22 protein-coding genes and 2 pseudogenes are annotated in these 22,904 nt (G+C 57.6%); 11 read left to right on the forward strand and 13 right to left on the reverse strand.

Going from position 1 to position 22,904, the window contains the following annotated elements; translation table 11 throughout:
* Positions 1 to 302: 302 nt before the first annotated feature.
* On the forward strand, positions 303 to 554 hold the full coding sequence (locus tag ACSFA3_RS20895; RefSeq protein ID WP_435507423.1) for a hypothetical protein: 252 nt from the start codon (positions 303 to 305) through the stop codon (positions 552 to 554).
* 212 nt (positions 555 to 766) lie between these two features.
* Here ACSFA3_RS20895 and ACSFA3_RS20900 read toward each other — a convergent pair whose 3' ends face one another.
* Together ACSFA3_RS20900 and ACSFA3_RS20905 are read right to left on the reverse strand one after the other, a co-directional pair.
* Positions 767 to 1,009, reverse strand: a complete 243-nt coding sequence (locus ACSFA3_RS20900) for a hypothetical protein (protein WP_435507424.1) — start codon at positions 1,007 to 1,009, stop codon at positions 767 to 769.
* A 956-nt stretch (positions 1,010 to 1,965) separates the two neighbouring features.
* On the reverse strand, positions 1,966 to 2,178 hold the full coding sequence (locus ACSFA3_RS20905) for a DUF1508 domain-containing protein (protein WP_435507425.1): 213 nt from the start codon (positions 2,176 to 2,178) through the stop codon (positions 1,966 to 1,968).
* 2,287 nt (positions 2,179 to 4,465) lie between these two features.
* Here ACSFA3_RS20905 and ACSFA3_RS20910 point away from each other — a divergent pair.
* Complete coding sequence (locus ACSFA3_RS20910) at positions 4,466 to 4,672, forward strand: hypothetical protein (RefSeq protein WP_435507426.1); 207 nt, start codon at positions 4,466 to 4,468, stop codon at positions 4,670 to 4,672.
* Positions 4,673 to 5,808: 1,136 nt separating this feature from the next.
* On the opposite strand, the gene ACSFA3_RS20915 is transcribed toward ACSFA3_RS20910, so the two are convergent.
* Positions 5,809 to 6,303, reverse strand: coding sequence for a GAF domain-containing protein (locus ACSFA3_RS20915; protein WP_435507427.1), 495 nt, complete (start codon positions 6,301 to 6,303; stop codon positions 5,809 to 5,811).
* A gap of 408 nt (positions 6,304 to 6,711) precedes the next feature.
* Here ACSFA3_RS20915 and ACSFA3_RS20920 point away from each other — a divergent pair.
* Together ACSFA3_RS20920 and ACSFA3_RS20925 are read left to right on the forward strand one after the other, a co-directional pair.
* Positions 6,712 to 6,969 (forward strand): annotated as a pseudogene (locus ACSFA3_RS20920) (LysR substrate-binding domain-containing protein); the annotation flags it as partial.
* Between the two features lie 696 nt (positions 6,970 to 7,665).
* Positions 7,666 to 7,881 (forward strand): hypothetical protein, encoded by a 216-nt coding sequence (locus ACSFA3_RS20925; protein ID WP_435507428.1) that lies wholly within the window; start codon positions 7,666 to 7,668, stop codon positions 7,879 to 7,881.
* A gap of 71 nt (positions 7,882 to 7,952) precedes the next feature.
* On the opposite strand, the gene ACSFA3_RS20930 is transcribed toward ACSFA3_RS20925, so the two are convergent.
* From ACSFA3_RS20930 to ACSFA3_RS20945, 4 genes are all read right to left on the reverse strand, one after another.
* Positions 7,953 to 8,657, reverse strand: a complete 705-nt coding sequence (locus ACSFA3_RS20930) for a hypothetical protein (RefSeq protein WP_435507429.1) — start codon at positions 8,655 to 8,657, stop codon at positions 7,953 to 7,955.
* A gap of 1,035 nt (positions 8,658 to 9,692) precedes the next feature.
* Complete coding sequence (locus ACSFA3_RS20935) at positions 9,693 to 10,358, reverse strand: SOS response-associated peptidase (protein WP_435507430.1); 666 nt, start codon at positions 10,356 to 10,358, stop codon at positions 9,693 to 9,695.
* A 3-nt stretch (positions 10,359 to 10,361) separates the two neighbouring features.
* Positions 10,362 to 10,610, reverse strand: coding sequence for a hypothetical protein (locus ACSFA3_RS20940; RefSeq protein ID WP_435507431.1), 249 nt, complete (start codon positions 10,608 to 10,610; stop codon positions 10,362 to 10,364).
* 63 nt (positions 10,611 to 10,673) lie between these two features.
* A complete protein-coding gene (locus ACSFA3_RS20945; RefSeq protein ID WP_435507432.1) occupies positions 10,674 to 11,393 on the reverse strand; it encodes a DNA/RNA non-specific endonuclease in 720 nt (239 codons plus the stop codon).
* 199 nt (positions 11,394 to 11,592) lie between these two features.
* Between ACSFA3_RS20945 and ACSFA3_RS20950 the strand changes: the two genes are divergently transcribed.
* From ACSFA3_RS20950 to ACSFA3_RS20965, 4 genes and pseudogenes are all read left to right on the forward strand, one after another.
* A complete protein-coding gene (locus ACSFA3_RS20950; protein WP_435507433.1) occupies positions 11,593 to 12,033 on the forward strand; it encodes a LexA family protein in 441 nt (146 codons plus the stop codon).
* Positions 12,034 to 12,040: 7 nt separating this feature from the next.
* A pseudogene (locus ACSFA3_RS20955) lies at positions 12,041 to 13,340 on the forward strand (Y-family DNA polymerase).
* A 27-nt stretch (positions 13,341 to 13,367) separates the two neighbouring features.
* A complete protein-coding gene (locus tag ACSFA3_RS20960; protein WP_435507434.1) occupies positions 13,368 to 13,616 on the forward strand; it encodes a hypothetical protein in 249 nt (82 codons plus the stop codon).
* A 102-nt stretch (positions 13,617 to 13,718) separates the two neighbouring features.
* Entirely contained in the window at positions 13,719 to 13,964 is a 246-nt protein-coding gene (locus ACSFA3_RS20965) for a hypothetical protein (protein ID WP_435507435.1), read from the forward strand.
* Positions 13,965 to 14,235: 271 nt separating this feature from the next.
* Here the strand turns inward: ACSFA3_RS20965 and ACSFA3_RS20970 are convergent, their stop codons facing one another.
* The 3 genes from ACSFA3_RS20970 to ACSFA3_RS20980 are packed head-to-tail and all read right to left on the reverse strand — an operon-like array spanning position 14,236 to position 17,197.
* Positions 14,236 to 15,108 carry an isocitrate lyase/PEP mutase family protein gene (locus ACSFA3_RS20970; RefSeq protein ID WP_435507436.1) on the reverse strand — a complete coding sequence of 291 codons (873 nt, stop codon included), beginning with the start codon at positions 15,106 to 15,108 and terminating at the stop codon, positions 14,236 to 14,238.
* Complete coding sequence (locus ACSFA3_RS20975; protein ID WP_435507437.1) at positions 15,105 to 16,079, reverse strand: tripartite tricarboxylate transporter substrate binding protein; 975 nt, start codon at positions 16,077 to 16,079, stop codon at positions 15,105 to 15,107. Before ACSFA3_RS20975 ends, ACSFA3_RS20970 begins: the two co-directional genes overlap by 4 nt.
* The gene (locus ACSFA3_RS20980; protein WP_435507438.1) at positions 16,076 to 17,197 is read right to left on the reverse strand and encodes a TauD/TfdA family dioxygenase; all 1,122 of its coding nucleotides are present in this window, start codon (positions 17,195 to 17,197) and stop codon (positions 16,076 to 16,078) included. The genes ACSFA3_RS20975 and ACSFA3_RS20980 overlap by 4 nt, the downstream gene beginning before the upstream one ends.
* A gap of 70 nt (positions 17,198 to 17,267) precedes the next feature.
* Between ACSFA3_RS20980 and ACSFA3_RS20985 the strand changes: the two genes are divergently transcribed.
* Complete coding sequence (locus ACSFA3_RS20985; protein WP_435507439.1) at positions 17,268 to 18,167, forward strand: LysR family transcriptional regulator; 900 nt, start codon at positions 17,268 to 17,270, stop codon at positions 18,165 to 18,167.
* Positions 18,168 to 18,609: 442 nt separating this feature from the next.
* Positions 18,610 to 19,638, forward strand: coding sequence for a tyrosine-type recombinase/integrase (locus ACSFA3_RS20990; protein WP_435507440.1), 1,029 nt, complete (start codon positions 18,610 to 18,612; stop codon positions 19,636 to 19,638).
* A 69-nt stretch (positions 19,639 to 19,707) separates the two neighbouring features.
* Here ACSFA3_RS20990 and ACSFA3_RS20995 read toward each other — a convergent pair whose 3' ends face one another.
* On the reverse strand, positions 19,708 to 19,944 hold the full coding sequence (locus tag ACSFA3_RS20995; RefSeq protein WP_435507441.1) for a hypothetical protein: 237 nt from the start codon (positions 19,942 to 19,944) through the stop codon (positions 19,708 to 19,710).
* Positions 19,945 to 20,230: 286 nt separating this feature from the next.
* On the opposite strand from ACSFA3_RS20995, the gene ACSFA3_RS21000 reads away from it, so the two are divergent.
* Positions 20,231 to 20,560: a hypothetical protein gene (locus ACSFA3_RS21000; RefSeq protein WP_435507442.1), complete on the forward strand. Its 330-nt coding sequence runs from the start codon at positions 20,231 to 20,233 to the stop codon at positions 20,558 to 20,560.
* Positions 20,561 to 20,982: 422 nt separating this feature from the next.
* Here the strand turns inward: ACSFA3_RS21000 and ACSFA3_RS21005 are convergent, their stop codons facing one another.
* Both ACSFA3_RS21005 and ACSFA3_RS21010 read right to left on the reverse strand, forming a co-directional pair.
* A complete protein-coding gene (locus ACSFA3_RS21005) occupies positions 20,983 to 21,999 on the reverse strand; it encodes a nucleotidyl transferase AbiEii/AbiGii toxin family protein (protein ID WP_435507443.1) in 1,017 nt (338 codons plus the stop codon).
* Entirely contained in the window at positions 21,996 to 22,397 is a 402-nt protein-coding gene (locus tag ACSFA3_RS21010) for a DUF6088 family protein (protein ID WP_435507444.1), read from the reverse strand. Before ACSFA3_RS21010 ends, ACSFA3_RS21005 begins: the two co-directional genes overlap by 4 nt.
* Between the last annotated feature and the right edge of the window lie 507 nt (positions 22,398 to 22,904).

The following is a 22,904-nucleotide window of genomic DNA, read 5'->3' on the forward strand; positions in this document are numbered from 1 at the left end:
TGACTCAAACCAACCGGTCTCCACAAATCCCGGGGCGATTCAGTGCCAGGGCCCATGCTTTCATTGTCACTCCTCGAATGGCCAATTGGCCTTGATCACCGCAGGAAAGCATCTGTACGCAGCACCGTCTTGTACTTTTGGTCATCATCGTCCAGCCGACACGCCCTTGACGCAGCATGCGCCCAGCAAGGTACTGCAAGGTGTTAAGACTCAGGACGGTCGTATGCACGCCAAAAACAGAGCGAAACAAGCACCATGCTGAACCGTTGATACAAGTACAGTCGCTACATATGAGGCAGCGCATGCATTCGACGCTCGACGCCGAATACCATCTGGATGATGACTTGTTGAAACTCCTCGCGGACGCCAGCAAAGCGGAGGACGAATTTGGACCCCCGCTGTCAAATCTTTCAACGGTCGATAAGCTTCTTACCGAAAACTCAAGGCTAGACGACGACACAACGAAAGTGTTTCCAGAGAGTCCTTGGTATCTCGTCATCGTGACGGTGGTTGTTGTCGGCTCGTTGGTCGGCACTCTGATTCTTCTGTGGTGACAAGCCTTCAGCGTGTCGAGTGCGAGCACTGTGCGTGCAACTCGTCTTCTGCAACCTCACCTCCACCTGCGTATCTCATGCCCCCTGTGTCTCTGCAAAGCGCCTTGCTGCTCATCGGCGACTTGACGAACGCTCCGACCGATGGTCAATGATCGTACTCTAACAGCGTCAGGAACCGCCGCACGCGGATCACCGCCGCTGGAAAAAGCGAATCAATCAACCCGCGCCCGGATTTCATTTCCGACAGTGTCCTCAGGGCATGCCGGATGCCGATAACAGTCGGCGATGCAGGCGGCGATCGTGACGACATCCAATGCGTAGTCGACCAGGTTTTGACCCAACGGATCCCCGTTCCGGATCGATCCAGCACGCACTGCGGCCGCAGTAAGCAGCTTGCTTGGCGTGTGCGTTGGAGCGCCATCCTGGTCGAGAATGCTCAGGTCGATTTCATACATAAAGACTCTCCAAAAAAGGCTTTGTAAGAATCTCTACCAGCGCATACCGGACACGACGTTCTGCCTCTGCGACCGCAGATAGGCATCCGACGCTGAAGTTGCCATTCATGACGCTGGATTGCAAAAGTCATTTGAAACGAAGCGAACTTCGCGACGTACAGACTCTGCCAAACGCAATCACCACTCGTTGCAACAGCTATACCATCTGCCATAGCACGCGGGCGATACTACTGGTCATACATACAGGATAGTGGCGTTGTGTACTTCAGTGTTTACGCTTTTACAGGTTGGTGTTCGGTGATTGAGCAATGAGACAGAAAACTTCACGAAGTCGAAGCAAAGGTCAAAACCGAAGCCAGAATTCCGGTCAAACCTCCGTGACGGTGCGCCGAATTGGCATCGTCCTGCTGCTGGATTGGTATCTGCGATCCAGATCCCACGTTGCAGCCTCAAGCCATACACGATGCCGCCCACTGCGTCGACACAAAGGCCAAGCATTGCTGCCGTGCCCGGCGACGATCATGCGACCAGCAGCGCGCTCGCTCAATTCATACAGCGCTTTCCCGGGTAAGTTCCGGTTGTTGCCTTGCCAAGTCGCCAGCGGGCACTGTGCTTTGACAGTTTTGCCGTCCTGTACTCGGGGGAGAACAAGACACCGGTGTACGCCGTCGAACGCTTGACCCGATTCAGCGTTGAGGCGGCGAAGGGAAAATCAGCAGCGCTCTCCGGAACGTTCAAACCCGCTTGCCGCACAAGAGGCGAAACGCCTGAATCGCTGCAACAGCATCGGCATGCGTCCTGTATCCAAACGGGCATAGCGCCAGGCACTGGTTCCTAGTATTCCACAACTCCCAATACCAATGGTCCACCTCTCGATAGAGCACGTATCTCATGTCAAACTCCCTCGGCGTGGGATTGACATCTCACAACGCTGCAGACTGCAGACGAATGAGAATTCAAGCGAACTGACTGCTCATGCTCAGGTCTTCATGTCCAAGCACATTCAAGATCGGTGCGTCCACCGCACCTTCGCGTACAGCACGAATCGCATCGAGAGCCAGCTCAACATTCGAAAAGCCAGATGCGCACTTGGCTACGACATCCATATCGGCCGACCGCATTTTCCAGTACCAGCGACTATCACTGTCCTGAAAGAGGAAAAAATCCATCTGAACCCTCCATGCCGTTTAGAAAAAATTAGCGTGCAACAACGTATATGTCTATCGAGGTAATCGCTCGATCTACATAAGCGTCGGAAACATCTGACACAAAACCGTTATAGACCCAACAGTTGGCAAGCTGATCTGCAATGGCGGACTACTGTGAAGGCGGCAGGCAAAATATCCGTATGTGAAAGATAGCGCCTGGCCAGGTTGGCTACTGCTAGGCGAGCGAATCGACCGGGTTGCGAGCGAGGATCTCATCCTGGCCAAGCAGATGGAAGTAATGCGATACGGCAAGCTGAACGTTAACTTCACGACAAGTGCTTGATCTCGCGAGCACGAAACTGGTGAATCTGTCCACTGAGAGATCGCGAATCGCACCGCACGTTGAAATTCAACGCTCCGCAATGGCGGAGCGCGAGTAGCGTGCGCACTTTGATTGCGTTATCGCCAGTACTCACATTTGGAGGGAAGCTTTACTCAATCGCGCATTTGGCGCCCTGTGCTCGACGGGTGACAGTCCCTCTGCAAGGTGGGCACAGCAAAGCTGTGCTGATTCAGTTCCATCTCTCCAACCATTGCTACTCGCGCGGTCCAGCTGTAGGGGAGCAGATTCCAGCAGACCTGTGTGTGATGGAGGAAGTACGCAAGCGGATCTTCGATGTTCGACGATAGATGCTGTCGCCTCTGGTCATGGTTTGCATCGATGACCTGTTGACTTAAGGCGGTAACGTCAGCTGGTCAAGACACAACAACTTTTTTCAGGTTGATTTGGTTCAAGAGGGCGACAACGATCCTGTACGCTTCTACATATACACGCGTGCTCGCAAAGGGCGGCCAGGAGCTAGCGACAAAAGGATTCGGGTTTAGGTGGGAAGCGCGTACCCCGAACTACCCAACATGCCCACGCCTGACTACATCAGGGTGGAAAGCATCCTGAGCGTATTCGGGCGCCTGTGGGTCAGCTGACCTCCAAAAGCAAAAGGGCTCCGTGAGGAGCCCTTTTGAGGAATGGTCGCGAGGGTCTGCGTTTGCGGAGATCAGCAACCCTGACGGGCCACCTCGCTGAGCTGAATCTTTCACGTCGCTTTCGCGCCGCTGCCAGTTCCGCGTTTAACAACCGTAATTGTTGTGGACGAGATGACATTTACGCATATTCTACCTATCCCACAAATGGTCTGCAACGTCCTTCTTGCAAGCCGAGTCGTGGTCGCCTGTTCAGCTGTCGCAAGCAGCTTACGTTGAAAACATCAATCAGCGCATTTGCAGTGCGGTACTTGGCAAACGTCAGCCAATGGGAAATCCGCATTTTCGCATGCGCGAAAATTTCCATAAAAGCGGTGTTGATTAATGTACTTAACGATACCCGCCAAACGCGTCAACAGGACCTTTTAAAGCGCAAACCATGACGGCTGCCAAAACTTATGCATCGTACCGACAGGATTTGCGACGACCTGACATTTTCGCGTGCGCGATAAATTGAGGGCCAGCGAGTCCATGATGGACTGGATCTGGAAACGACGGAAATGCGACGCCCTACGGCTACGGCTTGTGCGAATCAGGCAACGATTATGGACCGCCTCGGATTAGCCGCATCTGTACCCTGCCCCTCAAACAAGACCTAGTTGTCCCCGGAGAACAGGCATAACACTGTGGACAACCGCATTGAACACTCGGCAAAACCGCACCCAGCTTGGCTTTCAAGGGTGTGCGTATTAAAGAAGCAACTGCAACCTAGCGATGTGTGGTGAGCGAAGCATCAAGATAACGCCTTGCCAGCTCACTCGCCCGCCGCCGCATCGGTGCCCGCCCGTAGATCGCCGTCGTCGTCTGAATGCTCGAATGCCCCATCTGCGCCAGGATGACGTCCAGCAGCACCTCGCGCGATCGCCCGTGTCTCGAACGTGTCGCGCAGTCAGTGCGTCGTCGCTCCCGCCAGCCTGGCCCGCTCGTGCATCGGCAGCTCTGACGCCGCCACGGCCTTGCGAATCCACTCCCGCACACGCTCGTACAGTGCCTGGTAGCCCAATAGCGTCATGGTGTCGATCGTGCTGCCCAGGAAGGGCGCCGCAGGCAGTGCGTCCTGGACACTGCCCAGGTCACGTGTGGCGCAGCTAGGCCTGCAGCGCGTCCAGCGCCTGCCCAGGGAGCGCCGCAACGCGGGTTCGTGGCGCCGTTGCCGTGAATCTGAATTACCCGGCCTTCGGGCTCGAGCCGAAGGTCTCTGAGCTTAGCTCCAAGCAGCTCGGCAGAGCGAAGGCCCACCGACTCCACGAAGCGAAGGATGAAGCGGATGAGGGCACTTGAAGGTGTCACCGGCTGCGCGTCGACGAACCGCAGCACCTCGGCCATGGCCGCCTCGGAAAGTGCCTTGGTGTTGAGCATCTTCATGTCGCGGTCGTCTCCGGTCCCCTTGTTCACCGGTTATCACGTATTCGACGGTAGGTACAGCGCGGCCTCCGGCCACGTGAAAAGTGCGTTGACGATCACCACCGCCTGACGGTGACGCGCGTGCGAAAGCAGCCACCGAAGTGTGCCCAGCCTGGCTGGGTAGGACGGGCGCGGTCCGGCGAGATCCAGTGGGCAGGTATACGCTGCAGGAACGCCATGAACGTCATGAACGCCGTGCAGTCCGCCGCATCCATCTAGGTCAGCATACGTTGCCGCTCATGCAGCAGCAACAGAATCATCCGCGTCGCTTGATAACAGTAAGCCTTGGCGGTGGCGGTGGCGGTGGCGGTTGAGCTTGCGCGCGCAGAGATCCAGGCTTGGACGGCGTCTACGTCGTTGGACATATCAAACAGGCGATCTTACCGTCCTGCACAGCGGGTGCAAAGTCGCGAAAGAGAGCAGGAACCGCGGCAAGGGCTGGGGGAGGGTGCGGCGACCAGCGTGAACACCGGCCTCACAGAGCCGCGGTGCCGCTGGCACTTAGGTGGCCAGAGCTAGGCGATCCGACGTGCCTTGACCTCGCCCACGGCCGGCGGGGTCCGGTAACAGCGTCCACCAGCGGCGATGCGCGCGTTGAGCTAGATGATGCCGGCCGCCGTGAGCTTGTCGGCCGTGCAGTCGTCGAACCAGACCGTGACCAGATTCCGTCCTGCGACTGCTCAGCTGCCATCGCTGCCAAACCTTACGGGAGGGCGAGTTGGCGCGACCGCAGCCGCATGCTTTGTGCAGCCTTTCGATCAGAGGGGAAAGATCTCTTGGTCGATCTCCAACATCTCGGCCTCGGAAAACCGGTCGATACCCCCCTCCACAAATTCTTGCGACGGAGGTCGGTCGGTGCCCGTGGTCTTGATCGACAGGCCCACAGGCCGCCAGGGATCGCCGCGCCGACGCACGACTGCGCGCACAGCGGCTATGGTCTAGCGGTGGGTAGTGTGCGCATTATGGATGTGTTCGATGCTGAGGCAGCAAACCACGCACTGAATATCGTTTAACCATCCGGCGACCACTCGTAAGTTGGCGAAGTGTTGTAAGCCAAGGCACCAGACATACCGCCGCACCTCTGGAAAGCAGAGTTTGCCAAGCGGAGGCAACAATTAAAGCACTTTTTAACGCTTAATCTTAGACCTGAGATTGCTGAGACATTTGTTGAAATATACTAAAAAATTTCAGCGCAGCTTCATAAATTTACTGAAAAATTGACAGATTTTTTTGAATCTCAATTGCGACTCGTTCGGCAATCAGACTCAAAGCATCGACTTGTCGATTTCCCAAAGCAGTACGTGGCTTATAGCTAATACAGCACAGAGTTCCAAATATTTCGCCGTCCGATAAGATGATGGGAGCGGCTAGATACGTACGAACTCCAAGTGCTTTTGCGTCAGCCAGCTTCTCTGTTTCTGAAAGCAGATGGATATCAGGGATCGCAAGGGGCAGGCGACCATCAACTACACGTTGACAGTAGGTTTCTTCTAATAGATCAGACTGCCCTTCCGAAATCGATTGATCGATATCCACAGCCTTGTCCACCCAGCGAATCAATCGTTGGCCTTCAAAAATTTCACTTACAAAAGCAATGTCCATCTCGAGCAGATTGCGAGCATCGCTAAGTAATCCCTTGATGTTTACTACCATGATGCTGGGCGACATGTCCGGGGTAACAACAACAAACTGCCTTGGCATTTTTTAAGCCTTTCTAAAGATTTAGATACGAGTCCTATCACGAGGCAAGAATTTTGGGCAATAGAGACGTGAAAGCTGTTGCGATCAAGTTATCACGGGAACATTCAAATCGCAGCCCATCTATCAAAACCGGATAGTAAAACTAAATAATAGCCCTTTCTAGTTCCCCGGCGGTCTGCTGCTGGATTTCGGCCATGTCGGACGCGAGGTGCTAAGCGAGGGCCGCAACATGCTGTTCGCCAACCCGGCGTACATCGGTCGCTGGGGCACGCCGCTCACATGCACTCGTGTGCGGACTGCGACTACATCGGGTTTGCGCATCTCTACGGGCATGCCACATAGCGGCTGACCGGTTTTAACGGCTTCGAGGAGGAGGTCTAGGTGGTTGCGTGATTCAGCAGCAGTACTGCACAAGCATTGCGCATGGCCACGGTGGCCGGAATGGGCATTGTCTTGCTACCGCACACGTTCGTGTCCTCGGATCTGAAGCTGCTGGGGCAGGTGCTACCCGACTACCGCAGAACCGGGTCCGGCCTCAACGTGCTCTATCCGAGCCGGCGTCATCTGCCGTTCGCGTTGTCGACCTTTATCGATCTGGTGATAGAGAAGCTGGCCTCGCTCGAGACACAAGCGCCGCCGCGGCCGCAGCCTCTGCGGCCGCATTAGGCCGCGAGATCGCGGCGTTTTTGAATCGGTTTTCCGAGAGCTGCGATGGGGGAGGGTGAGCGCTTCTTCGAGCTGCCGCGCACCAGCGGGCCCGGAGTTGCCCCGCACTTCTGCATGCGGCGCTCGGTGAACTTCAGCTAAGCAAATGACAGTACTTTTGCGTGCGCGAAATTGCCAGACCAGCGGACACTCTGCCGCAGTCTCTTATTGAGGAATTCCTATGTCAGCGGCTAACCGTTTTTAGAATGGATGAAGAACTAGTATTCCTAACAATCTTGAAGGCCGCGACTGCCCACGTCAATTAGGGTCACGCTGATTGCGACCTTGCAGGCCATAGTCTTTTATGCCTCACAACCATCATGATTATGCCTTCCTTGTCCAGCGTTAAGATAGCGCTGTTTGCAATTAGCTACTTTGCAAGCAAAGCACTCCGTTTAACATAAGGTAAATTGTATAAAATCTAGTCTTTGCAGCGACGGCTTTTTCAGACTATAAATTCTCTATTCATTGGTGCCATATGAGCACATCGACTTGAATTGCCGGGTGGAACATCTACCCTCAACCAAAATGACAGTTCGCACGATATACCGTTTGTCTTCCCATGCAATCCAAGTTTTAGCCAATTTGAAAGACCACGGATTCGACGCCCAGGAGAACGGAAAAGAGCCGAGCGAATAAGGCACAGACGACTGAGCGGTGTTCAGCATCCGCTGGGATGCCGTTACAAGGGCTTTTGAACGCGCAGTGACACGTGCCCGCAATGGTTACCTGCATGAATCCAAGAAGAAGTTCCAAAAGCCTGATGCGCGCTACCTCAACGATGTGCCCTTCCATACCTACGACACGAAGTCGCTTCTTGCCTGGCTGAGGTTTTCCATCTTCATCAACTCACCAAAATCACAGTCCACATAGACACTCGCATGTTGATGTGCTAACACCATCCAAGCCCTGAAATATCACTAAAAAAATTATTGTAATAAATCCTAAATCAATGGCTTAGGGGCGATTTCGCCGCAAGATTTCCTTATATCGTTCGAGTTGTTAGCTGTAATTCGTCGCGAAACATATTGAATATTTATTTTGCGATCGCCGTGAAGATCATGTGCCAAGGCCTTTCTCAGCGTAAGTCGGTTGCGTTTGTACTTTGATTGAAAAGCAGATATTGCGATCTCCGCGTCGTCTAAAATAATGGCCCTAAACCATTCGGTATGCCCAGAGGCTCCAAACGGGACTAGAGGCGGTTCCGTGGCCGCCCAATAAAAAAAACTCTTTGCCATCTTCTCGGCTGCGATGGCACCTGCCTTGTCGCTGCCAAAATCAATGCCAATGCTTTGATCAAGGTCGAAATCACATTTAAAATTGGCAGCACGGCGCAACCAATCGCCCGAGTAGCCAATTTTTACTTTAGAGCTGGCCGGGTGCACGAGCAGATAAACCCGATAGAGCGGGACATTCACCTGAGCAAAGACTTGCGCAGGGACTTTGATGCCGTGTCTTTTCAATAAGTGAGAAACAAAAATGCGACGGTCGGGGTATTTCTGACTATATTTGTAAGCACTGTCAACAATTTTTTCTTCACCAATTTTTGCCACCAAATAGAGTAGCCGACGGGCGTCCATCTCGTTTTCAACGTGGACGCCGTAACGGTGCGCCGGCAGATCCGACAAGATCGGACTGTCTTGAGTCATGATGAGTTCGAGAGCGATTTAAGACTGCTAAGGCAAGAATCTGGTCTGGCAACACGATGATGTCATGATGCTAACAATGAAGTCCCTGTTTTTTTCTATCGTTACATGCTCAAACTTTTCCGAAGACGGTTAACGTTTCAGGGTTATGAGCCACGTAGTATGTTGTCTATCGCAACTCTGACCATAAGTGGTATTGGGTGTTTCGATACCCAAACGTCAAAAAAATCGCGATATCACTCACTGTTTTAGCATCGGATCAAAAGCTTTCGCGACGATACAAAATATGCGTAAGTCTGCCTCTGAAGCATTGGTTTTTGACGTTTTAGGAGCCCTATGTGAAGTTGTTTAAATCAGTGGATATTTGGTTGTCGTACGCTTCATTGCAAGATTTATTTGGCATTTTGCAGTAACGTATTGTGTTCTTTTTTCTTTTTCGAGAGTGCAGCCGTCTTTGGTGTTGGCAGTTTGAGGCGACTGATCGATTTGTGATCGCCACGAGTTCAAAAGGGTTACAAAGACGCAAGCGTGCGTTCGGAGTGATCAATACTGTGCGGTCAACAATCTCTTATCCGGCAATATTTGACCGTGCTGGCAATCTGCAGGTTGCGATGTGACTAGTTGGTCGGGTTCAAGTGTCATTGATCGCGTTCGTAACTGCGACTGTGCAACCGCTATGGATGCTGGTTGTTTTCAATCATTGACTTCAAAACGGACTGCGGCAACAGTCGGCGTGTCGTGTCACGCCTGAGCAAAATCCGCATCGATTTGCGCATTCGCATGCAGGTAGTCCGATGGCCTGATCAAGGGCAGCAACCCGATGGGCAATCCTGAGTCGGAGGGGCGGAAATGACAGTAAGCCTGGCGCATCTCGGGTCATCGCTTAGTAAGGCAGTTCAGGCATCAACGTAGAGCTCACTTTTCACATCCGTCGCCGTCGCCGTGTTTCCAGTCATTTGAAAGCTCCAGTGTGAATCCACGCATAAGGTTGTGCGCGAGGTGGGATACCACGTTGTTGCTTAGACCATGGACGCCTGTTCAACGCTGCAGTGGCTCCGCATTGAAGACCTCCATCGGTGCCGGCTTCGTTAGTACCTTTGCTTGGTCAACCGTACCCTCCAACCACTGATCAAAATCTGATGCCTCAAGCGGGATGACGCTGCGCTTGTCCTGCTTGTCGGCCGGCACCTTCGGATCGGGCTTGTGCATGCGGCGCATCAGCGGGTGGTCGTCGGCGTTGATCGTAAGCATCGTGTAGCTCTCGTGCATCTCGCCAGTCGCCTTGTCAATCCAGGTGTTCCAGAGTCCGGCCAGGCCCCACGGGTCACCGTCTGCACGCTTGAACTGCCACCAAACGTTCTTTCCTGTCTCCCAATTCGGTTCATCGAACGTCGACGCTGGAATGATGCAACGTTGCCCCCTTTTCCATGGGTCCTTGTAGCTGGCTTTCGCCTCCAGTTCTTCACTGCGCGCATTGTTCGTCGGGAACTTGAGCTTTGGCTCCTTCGCGAACCACGGGATCAGGCCCCACTGCCCTACAACCAACTCGCGCTCGTAGCCCGCAACGTCACGTGCGCGGCGGATGAATGGTCCAGGGGAACGTGGAAAGACGGCCTGCGGCCAGAGCCTCGGCTGGTTCTCGCGGCCAACATGCCAGAAGCGTTGCACTTCCGTCTGGGTCGGAGTTTCATAGCGGTTGCACATGCGTCAGCCCACTGGATCCGCGCCTTCGTCTTCGACGTCACTGCGCGGTCCAATCGTCCGATCTTTCGCGAGCGCCTTCAGCGCGGCCACACCAGCGTCGAGTGCTGCTTCCCATGTGGGCTCCGGCACCTTTGCAGACGCAAGATCGTCGAAGATCGTCGCGTCTTCGGTGCTTTCCATCAGCACCCAGAAAAAGCTGCCGGGATCTGTTTCATCGACCGATACGGAAATCGTGCGGAGGTAATCTGTCATCGGAACAGTGTGACTCGCTACGAAACACTGCGCTACCGGCGAGCGCCTACGTCTCCAGCCGCCTCACTGCGACGCGGGCCGGACGAGCGCCAGTCCTGAGAGCCGCTCAAACTCCGCGTAACTGATCGGTTTCAGGCTGTGCTGACCGGCGGTGTTGGTCATCCAGTACGCCCAGGTGCGCCCTTCCCCGCTGCTGTAGATGACTTTCCACGTGTGACTCGGCACCCAGACGCGGCCCGAGCCGATGCTCGAGGGCCGCTGGTCGAACGACGGGCCTGTGAAGACGAAGACGTCACCCGGCGCGCGCGCCGCGTACTTTCGCGTCGCCTGCTCGATCTGGTTCCAAGCACGCTGGTTAAGTTCCGGAGCCTGCGGGACCATGTTCGCGAGCGAGAAGGATTGCGCCTTCGCTGCGCTGTTGGGCATGTCACCCGCCGGCGCCATGTGCCCGCGGTCGTAGCCGCTGCCGACGTAGTCCCCGAGTTGCGCGCGATCGGCGGCAGGCAGTCGCGCCTCCGGATAGAAGCGATCCGTGCGCTGGATGCCCTTCGCCGCCTCCACGCTGGAACGCGTGAGCCGCTCGACCGCGTACACCGGCGTCTTGCTCTCGCCGGAATGCAACACTGCGAAGCCATCGAAGCACAGCGCACGCTGACGACCCGGCCAGGCAACGGCTGGCACGTTGCCAGGGAAATACTGCATGCACTGCGCGAATGAGCCGCTTAGTACCGCGCTGCTCTGTGGCGAAGGGCTGCCGGGCCGGGTCGCCGTAGTCGATGGCATGTACGGCTTGATGCTGCAGCCAGGAATCTGGATCGCAGCGACCAATCCCAGCAGCAGGCCAACGCCAGTTCGTCGAATCGAAGCGAGCGCGCCGCTGGAGTTGCGACTATGTGAATTTTTTCTTCTCATCGCCCGTTCACCGGAGACCAGACTCGAAATGCGTTGACGGGACAGTTCATGCCAAAACTATACTGTACGCATGACCAGTACTTTCGTCGTTATCACGCAGCCTTCGGGGCCGCTGCCCCGCGTGCTGATTCCGATCGTGCAAAGTCTCCTGTCGGCTGGGTTCCCATCACCCGCGGACGACTTCGCAGTCAAGCGCCACGACCTGAACGAATTGCTCATCACGCACCCGGCGGCCACTTTTATGTGGCGCGTGACCGGGCAGTCGATGATCGAGGCCGGAATATTCGACGGCGATGTGCTGGTGGTGAACCGTGCGCTCACACCCGCGCACAAGGACATCGTCGTCGCACAGGTCGATGGAGAGTTCACGGTCAAGTACCTCCACAAGCGCGCTGACCGCGTGAAGCTGGTGCCGGCCAATCCAACGTATCCGGTGATCACCTTTCGGGAGGGTCAGCAGCTCATCGTCGTGGGCGTGGTGACCGCGACCATCAAACGCTTCCGGCAGTGAGCGGCCCATGTACGCGCTCGTCGACGGAAACAACTTCTATGTGAGTTGCGAGCGCGTGTTCCGCCCAAGCCTGCAAGGGCGACCGGTGATCGTGCTGAGCAACAACGACGGCTGTGCAATCGCACGATCCAACGAAGCGAAGGCCCTCGGCATCACGATGGGCGAGCCATGGATTCCAAATCCAGAAAAAGTACCCCGACGCCGGCTTGGTCGCGCTCTCCGCGAATTTCTGCCTGTACGGCGACATGAGCAACCGGATGATGTCGATTGCCGCCGGCCTCGGGCCCGACCAGGAGATCTACAGCATCGACGAGTCGTTCATTGGACTTGCGGGCATGCGCGGCGATCTGGTTGCGCGGTCGCACGCCGTGCGCGAGCGCATCCTGCAGTGGATCGGCGTGCCAGTGGGCGTCGGCATCGGTCAGACGAAGACGCTTGCCAAGCTGGCGAATCACGTCGCCAAGAGCGCGGATCGCAAGCCGGGCAGCTATCCCATCCAGCTGGCACGCGTGTGCAATCTGGCCGCCCTGCCCGCATCCGACCTGGACGCCGTGCTGGAGGCGACAGATCTCGGCGAGATATGGGGCATTGGCCGGCGCATCGCTGAGCAGCTCCGAGCGGAGGGTTTGAAGACTGCGCTGGATGTCGCGCGCATGGACCCGGTCGTCGCGCGCCGGCGCTGGTCGGTCACGCTCGAGCGCACGGTGCGCGAGATGCAGGGCCAGGCGTGCATCGCGTTCGAGGACACGCCACCGGCCAAGAAGGAAATCGCGTGCACGCGCAGCTTCGGCACGCCGATCACAGAGCTTGCAGACCTGGTCGAGTCGGTCACCGAGTTCGCCTCGCGCGCATGCGAGAAGTTGCGCCGGCAGAACGGGCACGCGGGTCAGGTGCTGGTGTTCATTCACACAAGCGCATTCCGGACGGACGATCCGCAGTACTCGCGATCGGTCACGGTGCCGCTGCGGCGGCCGACGGCCGACAGCGGCATGGTTGCGTCGAGCGCGGTGCGCGGTCTGCGCGCAATCTACCGACCGGGCTTCCGGTATGCGAAAGCAGGCGTGATGCTGCTGGATCTGCAGAACTCGGCGGTCGAGCAGCGCGAACTCGACCTGGACGATGGGTGTGAGGACCGCAGCCGCTTGATGGGTGCGATGGATGCGATCAACGAACGTTACGGGCGAGGGGCACTGACGCTGGCGAGCGCTGGGACGGCGTGCGAGGCGCGCACCTGGGTGATGAAGCAGGACCTGAAGACGCCCGACTACACAACACGCTGGACAGACCTGCCCTGCGCGCGCGCATGATCTGCAACTCACTCACAGGAGATTGTCTTGAGCACCACCGACACACACCCGCTTGCTGGCGACGGTGCCCCAACACACGAGCCACGCGTGCTTTTCGCTGCAGCTGCCGAGCGCGCCGGGCTGATCCGGCCTGGCGACCCGCTCGATCAGAACTTGGTCGACTACGCGCTGGAGATCGTGACGCTCGCCGCGCGAATCGCAGATCGATATGCCAGCTCGGCGTGCCACGAAGACACAGTGGGCGATGCGATCAGGGGACATCTATACGAGGTGTAAGGGCTGGCAATTTCAGCTAATCCAAACGCAAGTACTCCGGTGCATTCGGAGGTACCAGCATGCTCAGAACAACTCCAACCTGTTTTTGAAAACGATCTCAACATGCCTTTTGAACTACTTGGTCAGCTGGCCCACGCAACACTCCCACTGGAATTTAAGGAAACGGAAGAGATCAATGCTTTGCTGGCATTGAACACTGCAGGGTTGGTAGTAGCTGAAATCCCGGGAGTGATTCTCACCAAAGATGGTCCACGCTACGACGGCGCCGCTCGGGTAACAGCTGTGACTTCAGAAGGCATTGCGGTCTTAAAAAAGCGCGCAAATCATCCCGGTCCACGACGCGGGTAATTACAGTGAGCGCCATTTCAACCTAAGAGCGGTTTGCGACTACATCGTCCGGCGGCATTAAGCAAGGTAATGAGCTGTCTAAGTGTTTGCTACCTGCGCACGCCCAAAGCTCGCGTTGCCCGAACATGTAAATACGCGCACGCGCGCGACCCTGGCAGTCTATTGAACGGCCGAAATGCTTCCGACGACTGCCTTCAAGCACTATCAACACGAACTCAGCATGGCAGACGTCGCCGTCGCATTACCGGGCTGTGATAACGCCCTCAAGGGCTCATGTCGCGTACCGCTGTCCAAGAGCGAGCAGCTCCGGCGTGCCGATGACCTCGTTCAGCCCGCCGAAGTCGAGCATCTCCTGCTGCATCGGCAAGGTCGTTCCGGTCGAGTGCAGGCTCGCAAAGTAGCGCTGCAGCTGCGCCGCCACAAAGCGTGCGGTACCTCCTGGAAAGATCACGATCCGAAAACCGTGCGCGCCCAGATCCTCGACACTCTGCACCGGGCTCTTTCCGCCTTCGATCATGTTCGCCAGCATCGGCAGATGCGACGCGAAGCGCATGCAGGCAGCGCCCATGTCGGCATCGGTTCGCAGAGCTTCAATGAAAAGCGCGTCGACGCCACACTGGCGATAAGCCTCGGCGCGCTCGAATGCCGCCTCGAGTCCTTCGACTGCTACCGCGTCGGTCCGGGCCAGGATGAGTGTTTGGTCCGATCGCCGAGCGTCGACTGCAGCCTTCAGCTTTCCGCACATCTCGGCGACAGGCACCAGCGTCTTGCCGTCCAAGTGGCCGCAGCGCTTCGGAAAGCCCTGGTCCTCAAGCTGGATCATGGCCGCGCCCGCGGCCTCGAAGGTGCGCACAGTGCGCTGCACGTTTAGTGCGTTGCCGTAGCCGGTGTCACCGTCAACGATCACCGGAATCGACACGCGGTCGGTGATGCGCGCCAGTACGTCGGCGGTCTCGCTGGCGGTAGTCAGTCCGACGTCCGAGCGACCGAGCTGCGAATAGGCGACCGCACCGCCCGAGAGATAAAGGGCCTCGAAGCCGGCCTGCTCGGCTAGCAGCGCAGTAAGGGCGTCGTACACGCCCGGCGCCAGCAGGGGGCGCGGCTGCGCGAGCCGTTCGCGCAGCGCCATGCGAGGCGCGCTCATTCGGGCTTTGCCCCGGTCGCCGCCACGACCTTGCCCCAACGCACGATCTCGGTGGCGATGAATTTCTGGAACTCGGCCGGTGTACTGCCTACGGGCACCAGGCCTTCGTCGGCGAGGCGCTTGGCCATCTCAGGTGAGGTCAGCGCGGCTCGTGCAGCGCCGGCAAGCGCATCGACCATCTCTTTCGGCATCTTCGCCGGACCGAACAGTCCGTACCAGGAGTTGTACTCGTAGCCCGGCAACACTTCGGAGATCGCCGGAACGTCGGGGTACGCAGGAAGCCGCCGGGGGCTGGTCACGGCCAACGCCTTGAGGCGGCCGCCCTTGATCAACGACTGCACCGTCGCCACGCCTGCGAAAACCAGGTCGATCTGCCCGGCAACGACGTCTTGGATCGCTGGGCCGGTGCCCTTGTACGGCACGCCAACGATGTCGATGCCGGCGTCTCGCTTGAGCATCTCCCCCGCAAGATGGTTGGCCGAACCGATGCCCGCCATCGCCACGTTGAGCTTGCCGGGCTGAGTCTTGGCCAGGGCAATGAGTTCGGTCACGTTGTTGGCCTTGAACAACGGGCGGGCCACCAACATTGCTGGAGAACTCGCAATCTGGCTGATCGGCGTGAAGTCCTTGACCGGATCAAACGGCAGGTTGTCGTACAGCGACGCGTTGATCGCGTGGCTGGTGTAGCTCAGGAGAAGCGTCAGCCCGTTGGGCTCGGCCTTGGTGGTGGCCAGTGCGGCGATGTTGCCGGCCGCGCCTGGGCGGTTTTCGACGATGAACGGCCGGTCCAGCCTCTGGCCCAGTTCGAGGGCAATGGCCCGCGCAACAATGTCAGTGCCCCCTCCCGGCGTGGCGCCGACCAGCAATCGGGTTGCCTGCGGCTGCGCCATCGCCGTACCCAGTGAAATCCAGCCGCTAGACAGGACAGCCACGGCGTTCGTCGACAGCGCGAGAAGCTGGCGCCGGTTCATGACACCGCACCCGCTTGCCAGGCCCTCAGCGGCATGCCCATGGCGGCTGCCTGGCGCTGCTCGTACGCGATGAACTCGGGCGTGATGGCACTGCCGCGCACGCCACCGCGCACCGCACCAGCGCGCACGTCGCCGTAGTACTCCTCCCACTCGACTGGCAGGGGCTGCGACGACGGGATCGACATCCAGAGACGGAATAAGTGGCGCTTCTGGTCTGTTTCCTCGGAGTCTTCGAACGGCGTGCGCGAATGCAGGGTGACGTAATTGTTGAGGAATTGCATGTCCCCGCGTTCAAGCGACATCGTGTAGCAAAAGCGCGGATCCGGAAGCAGCTCGTCGAGCAGGTCGAGTGCATCGATTTGCGGCGGCGTCAGGCGCGGGGCCTCCGGAAAGTCGCGCTGGGCCGCTACGGTATTCTTGCGGTTGGTGCGCATCGCGAAGCGCGACGGGTCGCTGCTCAAGATCGGACAGTTGTAGAACGGCGGCTGGCTTGGATCCTGCGTGCCCTGGTAGCTGTGGTAAATCGGCTGCTTGAGCACGTCGACCAGTTCCGGCCGCACACGCCGCATTTCGTCGATCACCGCAATCGAACTGACGACTTTGCTGGTGCCACCAGCCTTGGCTGTGCGGCGGCACAAAAGGCCGACGACGTCGCAAGAGTCCTGGTGGAAGTCAAGTCCGGCATTCGTGTTGTAGCCGCGTCCACCCTTGACCTTGTAGTCCCCGCCTTCGTTGCGGACGTCATTCATGATCTGGCTCGCGCGGTTCTGAGTGCGCGCCACGCCCATGTACAGGCTCATGCCCCAAACCGCCAGCCGGGATTCATCCTCGCTCCAGCGGTCGACCGGAAAGCCTTTGAGCAGACACATGCCCCAGCGGCCCTGCGTCGTCGCCATGGCCTGTGCGAGAGCGCCAGCCGCGGCCGCATTTAGCGGGAAGTCGGCTTGTGTCATCGCCAAGAATGGCTTGGCGGTACGTCGGGCATGGGCCAGTGCAGCATCCAATCCGCTCACGGCCTCCGGCGTGAGGCGCTGTACCCAGGAGTCAACTTGCTGGGCGTCGGCAGCGAGCCAGGCGCTGGGGCTGGCGCCGAAGTGTTCGGGTATGTCTCTGTTCATGAGCGCAGTCTAGACAGCACGATCCAAAGAAAATAGCGATGTTCTTTCGTGTTTTAAGTCAGGAAATTTGATGAAGTTGGATGCCTTTCTTACGCTGGACGCCGTGCTGCGCGGCGGCACGCTCGCCGCGGCCGCCGCGGAGATGGACCTCACCCCGAGCGCGGTGAGCATGAAGATGAAGCAGTTGGAGATCTACATGGGCCAGCCGCTGTTCGACCGCTCGGGCCTGCAGGTACGGCCGACGCCCCTCGCCCACGTCGTCTCATCGGCCATGCGCGAAGCGCTTCAGGAGATCGAGTCGATCAGAAAACGCCCCGGCATGAGGATCGAAGGTATCGTGCGACTCGGCATGATCGAGTCGATGCAACCGGTGTTGCTGCCAGGCGTGCTCCGGTTGCTGCGCGACCGCTATCCGCTACTTGAAGTGCGACCGACTCGCGGTCGCAGCACTGGACTGGTGGCAGCGCTCAAGGCGGGGGAGCTTGACGCAGCGTTGGTCGCGCAGCCCGAGCGTGGTGCGTCAAGCAGATTGCGCTGGCAACCGATGCTGCGCCGCGAGATGGTACTGATCGCGCCTCCCGGATCGGAAGAGAGCAGCGTCGCCGCGTTGTTCCGGCAGTACGAGTGGATCCGCTACGACCGGGAAACGGTCACCGGCACGCTGGCCGCGCGCTACGTCAATGCACACATCGCGGACAAGCGCGGCGAATTCGAGTTCGACACCGTTGCGGCAATCGTCTCAATGGTAAGTGCCGGTCTAGGCGTTTCACTGGTGCAGCTGGCTGACCCGAAGCTGTGCCAGATATACCCGGTGCGCATCGTCAGGCTTGGCCGCGGCGCGCCGGCTGTTCAGCTGTCGCTGGTGACCCGCAAAGCCGACGACGACGACCGCGCGCTAGAGGTGCTGTGCGATGCGATGACTTCCGTCTGCATTGATGCGCAGCGTCATCGAACAGCAAGTGGGGTATGACGCCTTGACTGCAGTGAGGACTGCCGACATGAGCTCGCTCGATCCAGTCATCTGTCCTGGCATCCGGCCGTCACCGTTGGGCACGTGGGAGGACATTTCTTTCAAAATAGCAGTTGGGCAGAAGGCTTGCTCCGCCGCAAGCCGATCCGCTTACGCTGACTGGCAATTAACGCAGGCGACCTTCTTGCCTTTCGGGTACGAGAACTGTAGCTCCGGCGGCGTCAAATAGCCAAATCCAGTGATTTGAGCTACTCCGATGGTAGCTAGACGAATCCGTTCTTCAAAAATGGTCATCACGTAAACGGAGCTCTGCGTAACTTTCCATCATTTTATTTACACTAACGCCTTGCGTATGATTTAGTCAGCGAACTGGCGACCTGCAACTTAGCCTTTTAAAAGCAAGAGGAACTACTTTTCTAAGCGTTGTCCGTTAGTGTAAATTATGGCTTCTTCTCTTCCCCTATTTGCTGAACTCGAGTCTCCAAGTCATCTGGAGGCGTTCGAGGGATGGGTGAACGATCGGCGGGCGCTCGGATCGCTGCGGGAACCGACTTCGGTACAGGTTTATCGCGACATGTGGGGTGCCTTCACCGCGTGGTGCCTGGGACAAAACCCCCGAGTCACGCTGAAATCGCTCCATGCTCTGGACCTGCAAGCCTTTCAGGCCGCGCGGTTCGGAATCAAGAGTTCGGATCTGTCGCTATCCCCTCGTCATGCGCTGCGCCTGATGCGGCTGATCGATCGAGTTCTCAGATACCAAGCAGAAGTCTTGGACGAGCCGCCAAACATGGCCGTTGCCCATTGGCTGATCGACAATCCTACGGTGCGTTATGCAGAGACTGCTGCCACCGACCCACTGCCAGAGTATCTGTCGATCGCCGAGGCAAAGTCGCTGATCACTTTCGTCTCTGCCGCCAGACCACGCCCGGGAATTTCCCAGGCGCAACGCGATAGCCAGTCGTCTATGAAATGGCAAGACGTACGCAATCGGACTGCAGTTGCACTTCAACTAGGCGCTGGCCTGACCCCTGGCGATGTACGCTCGATGCTGCTTACTTCGCCAACGGTGCGTGGTGGTCGGGTACGCGACAGACCCTGGAAGGTGGCACTGGAGGGGAATGGCAATTCACCAGCGCGCGAGACACCGGTTGCACCTTGGGCAGGCGAACTTCTCCAGCATTGGCTTCAGGTGCGTGCAGACATGCGGATTGGAGGCGAATACCTCTTTCCATCGACACGCGCTGGCAAACCCTGGAGCAAAGACTCGCAATACCGCTCGGCGCGCTCGGTGCTTGAGGAAGCTGGAATCGAAGCAGCCGACGGTGGGTCGTTCCGGTTGCGTCATACCTTTGCGATCCGGCAGTTGCGCAGAGGCACAGCACCAGTGCAGGTGGCCCACTGGCTCGGTGTCGAGCCGGACGTCATGGAGCGGTACGAGCGGCTTGTGGCTGGACCGGCGGAAGTCATCTGATTTGCTACGCAGAAAGCAATAGCCTCTTAATAACCCTGCCGGCGCCGACACGAACCACTGCCCGACCTGTCACCTGTTCGACAAAGGGACACGCTGTGTTGCTCCCGGAACCGCTTGGGGCTCTCGTGCCAGTTGAACCTTCTTCGTTTTGCCCATCATCAGCCCCGCCCATGTGACAACACAGAACACAAGGAACAGCACGAGAAACATGAGGCCTGAAAGACGGCTCAACGCTTCAATGGTGGGCATCGTGAGCAGCGCCCCAAGAGGGCCGATGACAAGCAGGGTGTACTTGAGTTTTCGCATGATGCTGAGGTTAGGTCGGGAGACCTCGGGTCGGGGGATGCCGACTTAAAAACTTCCAGGATTTCCGTGACCTATGCTTCGTTCTGGCAGCCAGCGCCGCGCCACTGTCAACACGGGGGTGCGGATAAAACTTGGACTAGTTTTATGTCGCAAGGCCAAAGCGCACCCAGTACGCGCAATCAATGGCTTCAACGAGCATAAACCGCGGTTCATTTATGGTCGATATGTAGTGCCTTTACGGCAAAGCTAGCATATCCAGCTTCTCTCGCACGCACAGGTTTATGCAATGACACAGACAGGATTGTTCGATTCGGTTCCCGACGACCTTTTCCAATTTGGTCGCGGTGCTGCCTTCATGCCACGCAAGGTGCCGGATCTTTTGGGCTTCAAAAAAGAGGATGTGTCGCACCTGGCTTCGGTGTCGACAAAGTCCGTGCGCTACGACGATGCCATGCCCGAGCAGGTACGCGAGCGCCTCGAAGAGATCGCCAACACAATCAATCTGGTTGCACGGGCGTTGGATGGAGACTTGGACAAGACCCTGGCCTGGTTCAAGACACGCAACCCTTTGCTCGGCGACGTTGCGCCTCGCGAAATGATTCGCTTGGGACGCTAAGAGCGTCTGCGAAAGTTCATCATCCACGCCATGAACGAGCAGACCGGGCAACCCGACCAGCCGACGTCATCGCATTGATCGCTGAAGTCCAAGCGTAGGTGGCGCCCAAGCGAATTCCTAGCGGTGCACGGCACGTTGCAGCCAACGGTCCACTGGGGCTTCAGGAGCTTGACCGGTTCTCGGAAACTTCATTGGAGCGCTTGAATGCGCTCGCTCAGGATTTAGGCAAGCTGCATGACTTGCTCTTACTTCGGTCTGGAGCCCGAACGGTGTCGATGTCGTCCCGACTAGATTGCGGCCTGGAACTCGGTGGCGTCGGTGGATCTATTCATGGGTGTCGAGCCGTGACGTACCGCTACAGCCTGGCTTCGCTATCACTTGTATTCACGTCATGCGTGCGTCGCTGAATAAACGCGCGCTTGTCAGTCTGACTTGCTTGTCCGAACGCAAATCTGGTCCGCTGGCTGAACCGTTGCAGCGTCGAGCAACATGCGAGCCACCGTCTGAAACGACGCAAAAGCCTCGTCGAATGAGGGCTTCAAGTTGCCGTAAACAAGCGGTAGCAAGTTCTGCTGGTAGTCGACCCGACATAGCCTGTCCGAACTCACTTGCTTGAGCGCGCGCTCCAACACGTCCAGTGGTTGTTTGGCGAAGTGCGGCTGCTGCCTCCCGAACTCTGCGACGTCGCCCCACATCAACTTACCGAAGGCCAGCGCACTGATATTCACAAGCTCAGGCGCATGCGCAAAGATGCAGTGCACATCGTAGATGTGGCGCACGAGCGCGGTATCCCACGGTTGCCGCACTTGCCCCGAGCGGTGCTGTGCAAAACGGCGGATGAAAGAGAGCACTTTTTCCGCCTGGGTTTCGGCGACAGAGAGCGTCGGCACCATAAAACTTGAGCCTGGTCGCATGGCCAGTCGATCGGCCAGGGCGGACAGTGACGTGTCTTTCACCGGAAGCACTGGCAGGCGCAGAGTCAACTCGAGCTGTAGGTTAGGACGCAAGCCTTCGCTCAGTGGATAGCTGCGCTGGTACATCCACTGACTGTGCATGTAGTGGTGTTCGTTCAGGCTCGCTGCTTTCTCAACCTCTTCGACCAGACCCAGCGCTGAAAGTGCATGACCCACTCGAACCCGGACCTCTTCTCCGAGATAGCGCCGAAGTTTCGTACGACTCAGCATTCGGCCGGCCCCCGTCAAGACCATCTTGAGGTCCGCATCTTCAGACATCCGCTCTATCAGGCCATGCGCCTTGGATAAGCTTGTCCCGCCACAAAAAATCAGTTCTACGCACTCGAACTCCAGCGCGAACACCGCTCGGAGCGCGTCGGTTAAATGCTCGTCTTTTTCCAAAAGTGCGGTAGTGACCCCTCCAAGATCTGCCTCGGCATCCAATGCTTCGATGAGATCGAGACGATCCTTGGTCAGTACTCTCATGCGCGTTCATATTCAACGATCTTGCCGTTGAAACCCAGCTTGCGCTGAAAGCGCCGTTTGCCGATGTTCAACACAACGCCCGCAGGAATCTGGGTGCTGCGGCCTGAGTTGTATTCCCGCGTAAGGCGCGATTCCCCTGCAGTCACGCCGAACTTTTTCAAGATCTCAGGCGCCAAGATCTCCAACGGCTTCACGGGAATTGGTTTGCCGGACAGAACGCTTGGCTTTGCCTTGGCGTACACACCGACGCCGAGTTTGACCAGTGAGCCCTTGCTCTGCAGTTCAGCAAGCGCGCGGCCCACTTGTGCCGGGCTTCCGAAGCCCTCAAATTCTGCGCGTAGAAACACGTCGGTGCTGCGATTGGACACTGAGCGCTTGATACGGTCGACAATATTCATGATTGCAAACTCCGCTGGGTGACCTTAGTATAGCAACGGGCATAACTCATTGCTGCAGTTGTGATTTTCTTTGCAATCAACGCTCATCAACCTCTCAATTTCCGCATGCACTTGTTCAGATGTTTGCCGATCACCTAGTCCTTCGGAAGGTCTGCTCAAGTGCGGGCGAAGACGCGCAAGCAAACGGCAGCTGAGCCTGCGTGAAGAGTTCCTCGATCACGCTTTGGCCGTCCGGTCGCATTGCAGCGCCGTTCCGGGATCACACCTGTATGACTTAAGAATGCTGGCCCGCCATGCGTGTGTTGGGCCCCGTATCGGTGGGACAACAACCCTGTACCTTTGCAAGGCCTACAACGGGTCAACGTTCTGGTCGAGCGCGCATTGCAATCAGCACAACGCGCTCATCGATCGCATGGAATCTGTCGCGGACGTGCCTCTTGCACAGCAGGTCGAACAAGTTCAAGGCGCTCGAAATCGAGCGACAGCAACAGCGTCGCAACACACTGA

The organism is Variovorax glucosi (genome assembly GCF_051216695.1).
Taxonomy (GTDB): Bacteria; Pseudomonadota; Gammaproteobacteria; order Burkholderiales; family Burkholderiaceae_C; genus Variovorax.

What these genes read in the sequence shown, in the direction of transcription:
- ACSFA3_RS21005 (WP_435507443.1), bottom strand. Translation starts at nt 21,999, where the DNA reads ATGAGAGTACTGACCAAGGATCGTCTCGATCTCATCGAAGCATTGGAT.
- ACSFA3_RS20895 (WP_435507423.1), top strand. Translation starts at nt 303, where the DNA reads ATGCATTCGACGCTCGACGCCGAATACCATCTGGATGATGACTTGTTG.
- ACSFA3_RS20910 (WP_435507426.1), top strand. Translation starts at nt 4,466, where the DNA reads ATGAGGGCACTTGAAGGTGTCACCGGCTGCGCGTCGACGAACCGCAGC.
- ACSFA3_RS20990 (WP_435507440.1), top strand. Translation starts at nt 18,610, where the DNA reads ATGGCTTCTTCTCTTCCCCTATTTGCTGAACTCGAGTCTCCAAGTCAT.
- ACSFA3_RS20980 (WP_435507438.1), bottom strand. Translation starts at nt 17,197, where the DNA reads ATGAACAGAGACATACCCGAACACTTCGGCGCCAGCCCCAGCGCCTGG.
- ACSFA3_RS20985 (WP_435507439.1), top strand. Translation starts at nt 17,268, where the DNA reads ATGAAGTTGGATGCCTTTCTTACGCTGGACGCCGTGCTGCGCGGCGGC.
- ACSFA3_RS20905 (WP_435507425.1), bottom strand. Translation starts at nt 2,178, where the DNA reads ATGGATTTTTTCCTCTTTCAGGACAGTGATAGTCGCTGGTACTGGAAA.
- ACSFA3_RS20965 (WP_435507435.1), top strand. Translation starts at nt 13,719, where the DNA reads ATGCCTTTTGAACTACTTGGTCAGCTGGCCCACGCAACACTCCCACTG.
- ACSFA3_RS20940 (WP_435507431.1), bottom strand. Translation starts at nt 10,610, where the DNA reads ATGACAGATTACCTCCGCACGATTTCCGTATCGGTCGATGAAACAGAT.
- ACSFA3_RS20970 (WP_435507436.1), bottom strand. Translation starts at nt 15,108, where the DNA reads ATGAGCGCGCCTCGCATGGCGCTGCGCGAACGGCTCGCGCAGCCGCGC.
- ACSFA3_RS20945 (WP_435507432.1), bottom strand. Translation starts at nt 11,393, where the DNA reads ATGCCATCGACTACGGCGACCCGGCCCGGCAGCCCTTCGCCACAGAGC.
- ACSFA3_RS20930 (WP_435507429.1), bottom strand. Translation starts at nt 8,657, where the DNA reads ATGACTCAAGACAGTCCGATCTTGTCGGATCTGCCGGCGCACCGTTAC.
- ACSFA3_RS21010 (WP_435507444.1), bottom strand. Translation starts at nt 22,397, where the DNA reads ATGAATATTGTCGACCGTATCAAGCGCTCAGTGTCCAATCGCAGCACC.
- ACSFA3_RS20995 (WP_435507441.1), bottom strand. Translation starts at nt 19,944, where the DNA reads ATGCGAAAACTCAAGTACACCCTGCTTGTCATCGGCCCTCTTGGGGCG.
- ACSFA3_RS21000 (WP_435507442.1), top strand. Translation starts at nt 20,231, where the DNA reads ATGACACAGACAGGATTGTTCGATTCGGTTCCCGACGACCTTTTCCAA.
- ACSFA3_RS20900 (WP_435507424.1), bottom strand. Translation starts at nt 1,009, where the DNA reads ATGTATGAAATCGACCTGAGCATTCTCGACCAGGATGGCGCTCCAACG.
- ACSFA3_RS20975 (WP_435507437.1), bottom strand. Translation starts at nt 16,079, where the DNA reads ATGAACCGGCGCCAGCTTCTCGCGCTGTCGACGAACGCCGTGGCTGTC.
- ACSFA3_RS20915 (WP_435507427.1), bottom strand. Translation starts at nt 6,303, where the DNA reads ATGCCAAGGCAGTTTGTTGTTGTTACCCCGGACATGTCGCCCAGCATC.
- ACSFA3_RS20935 (WP_435507430.1), bottom strand. Translation starts at nt 10,358, where the DNA reads ATGTGCAACCGCTATGAAACTCCGACCCAGACGGAAGTGCAACGCTTC.
- ACSFA3_RS20950 (WP_435507433.1), top strand. Translation starts at nt 11,593, where the DNA reads ATGACCAGTACTTTCGTCGTTATCACGCAGCCTTCGGGGCCGCTGCCC.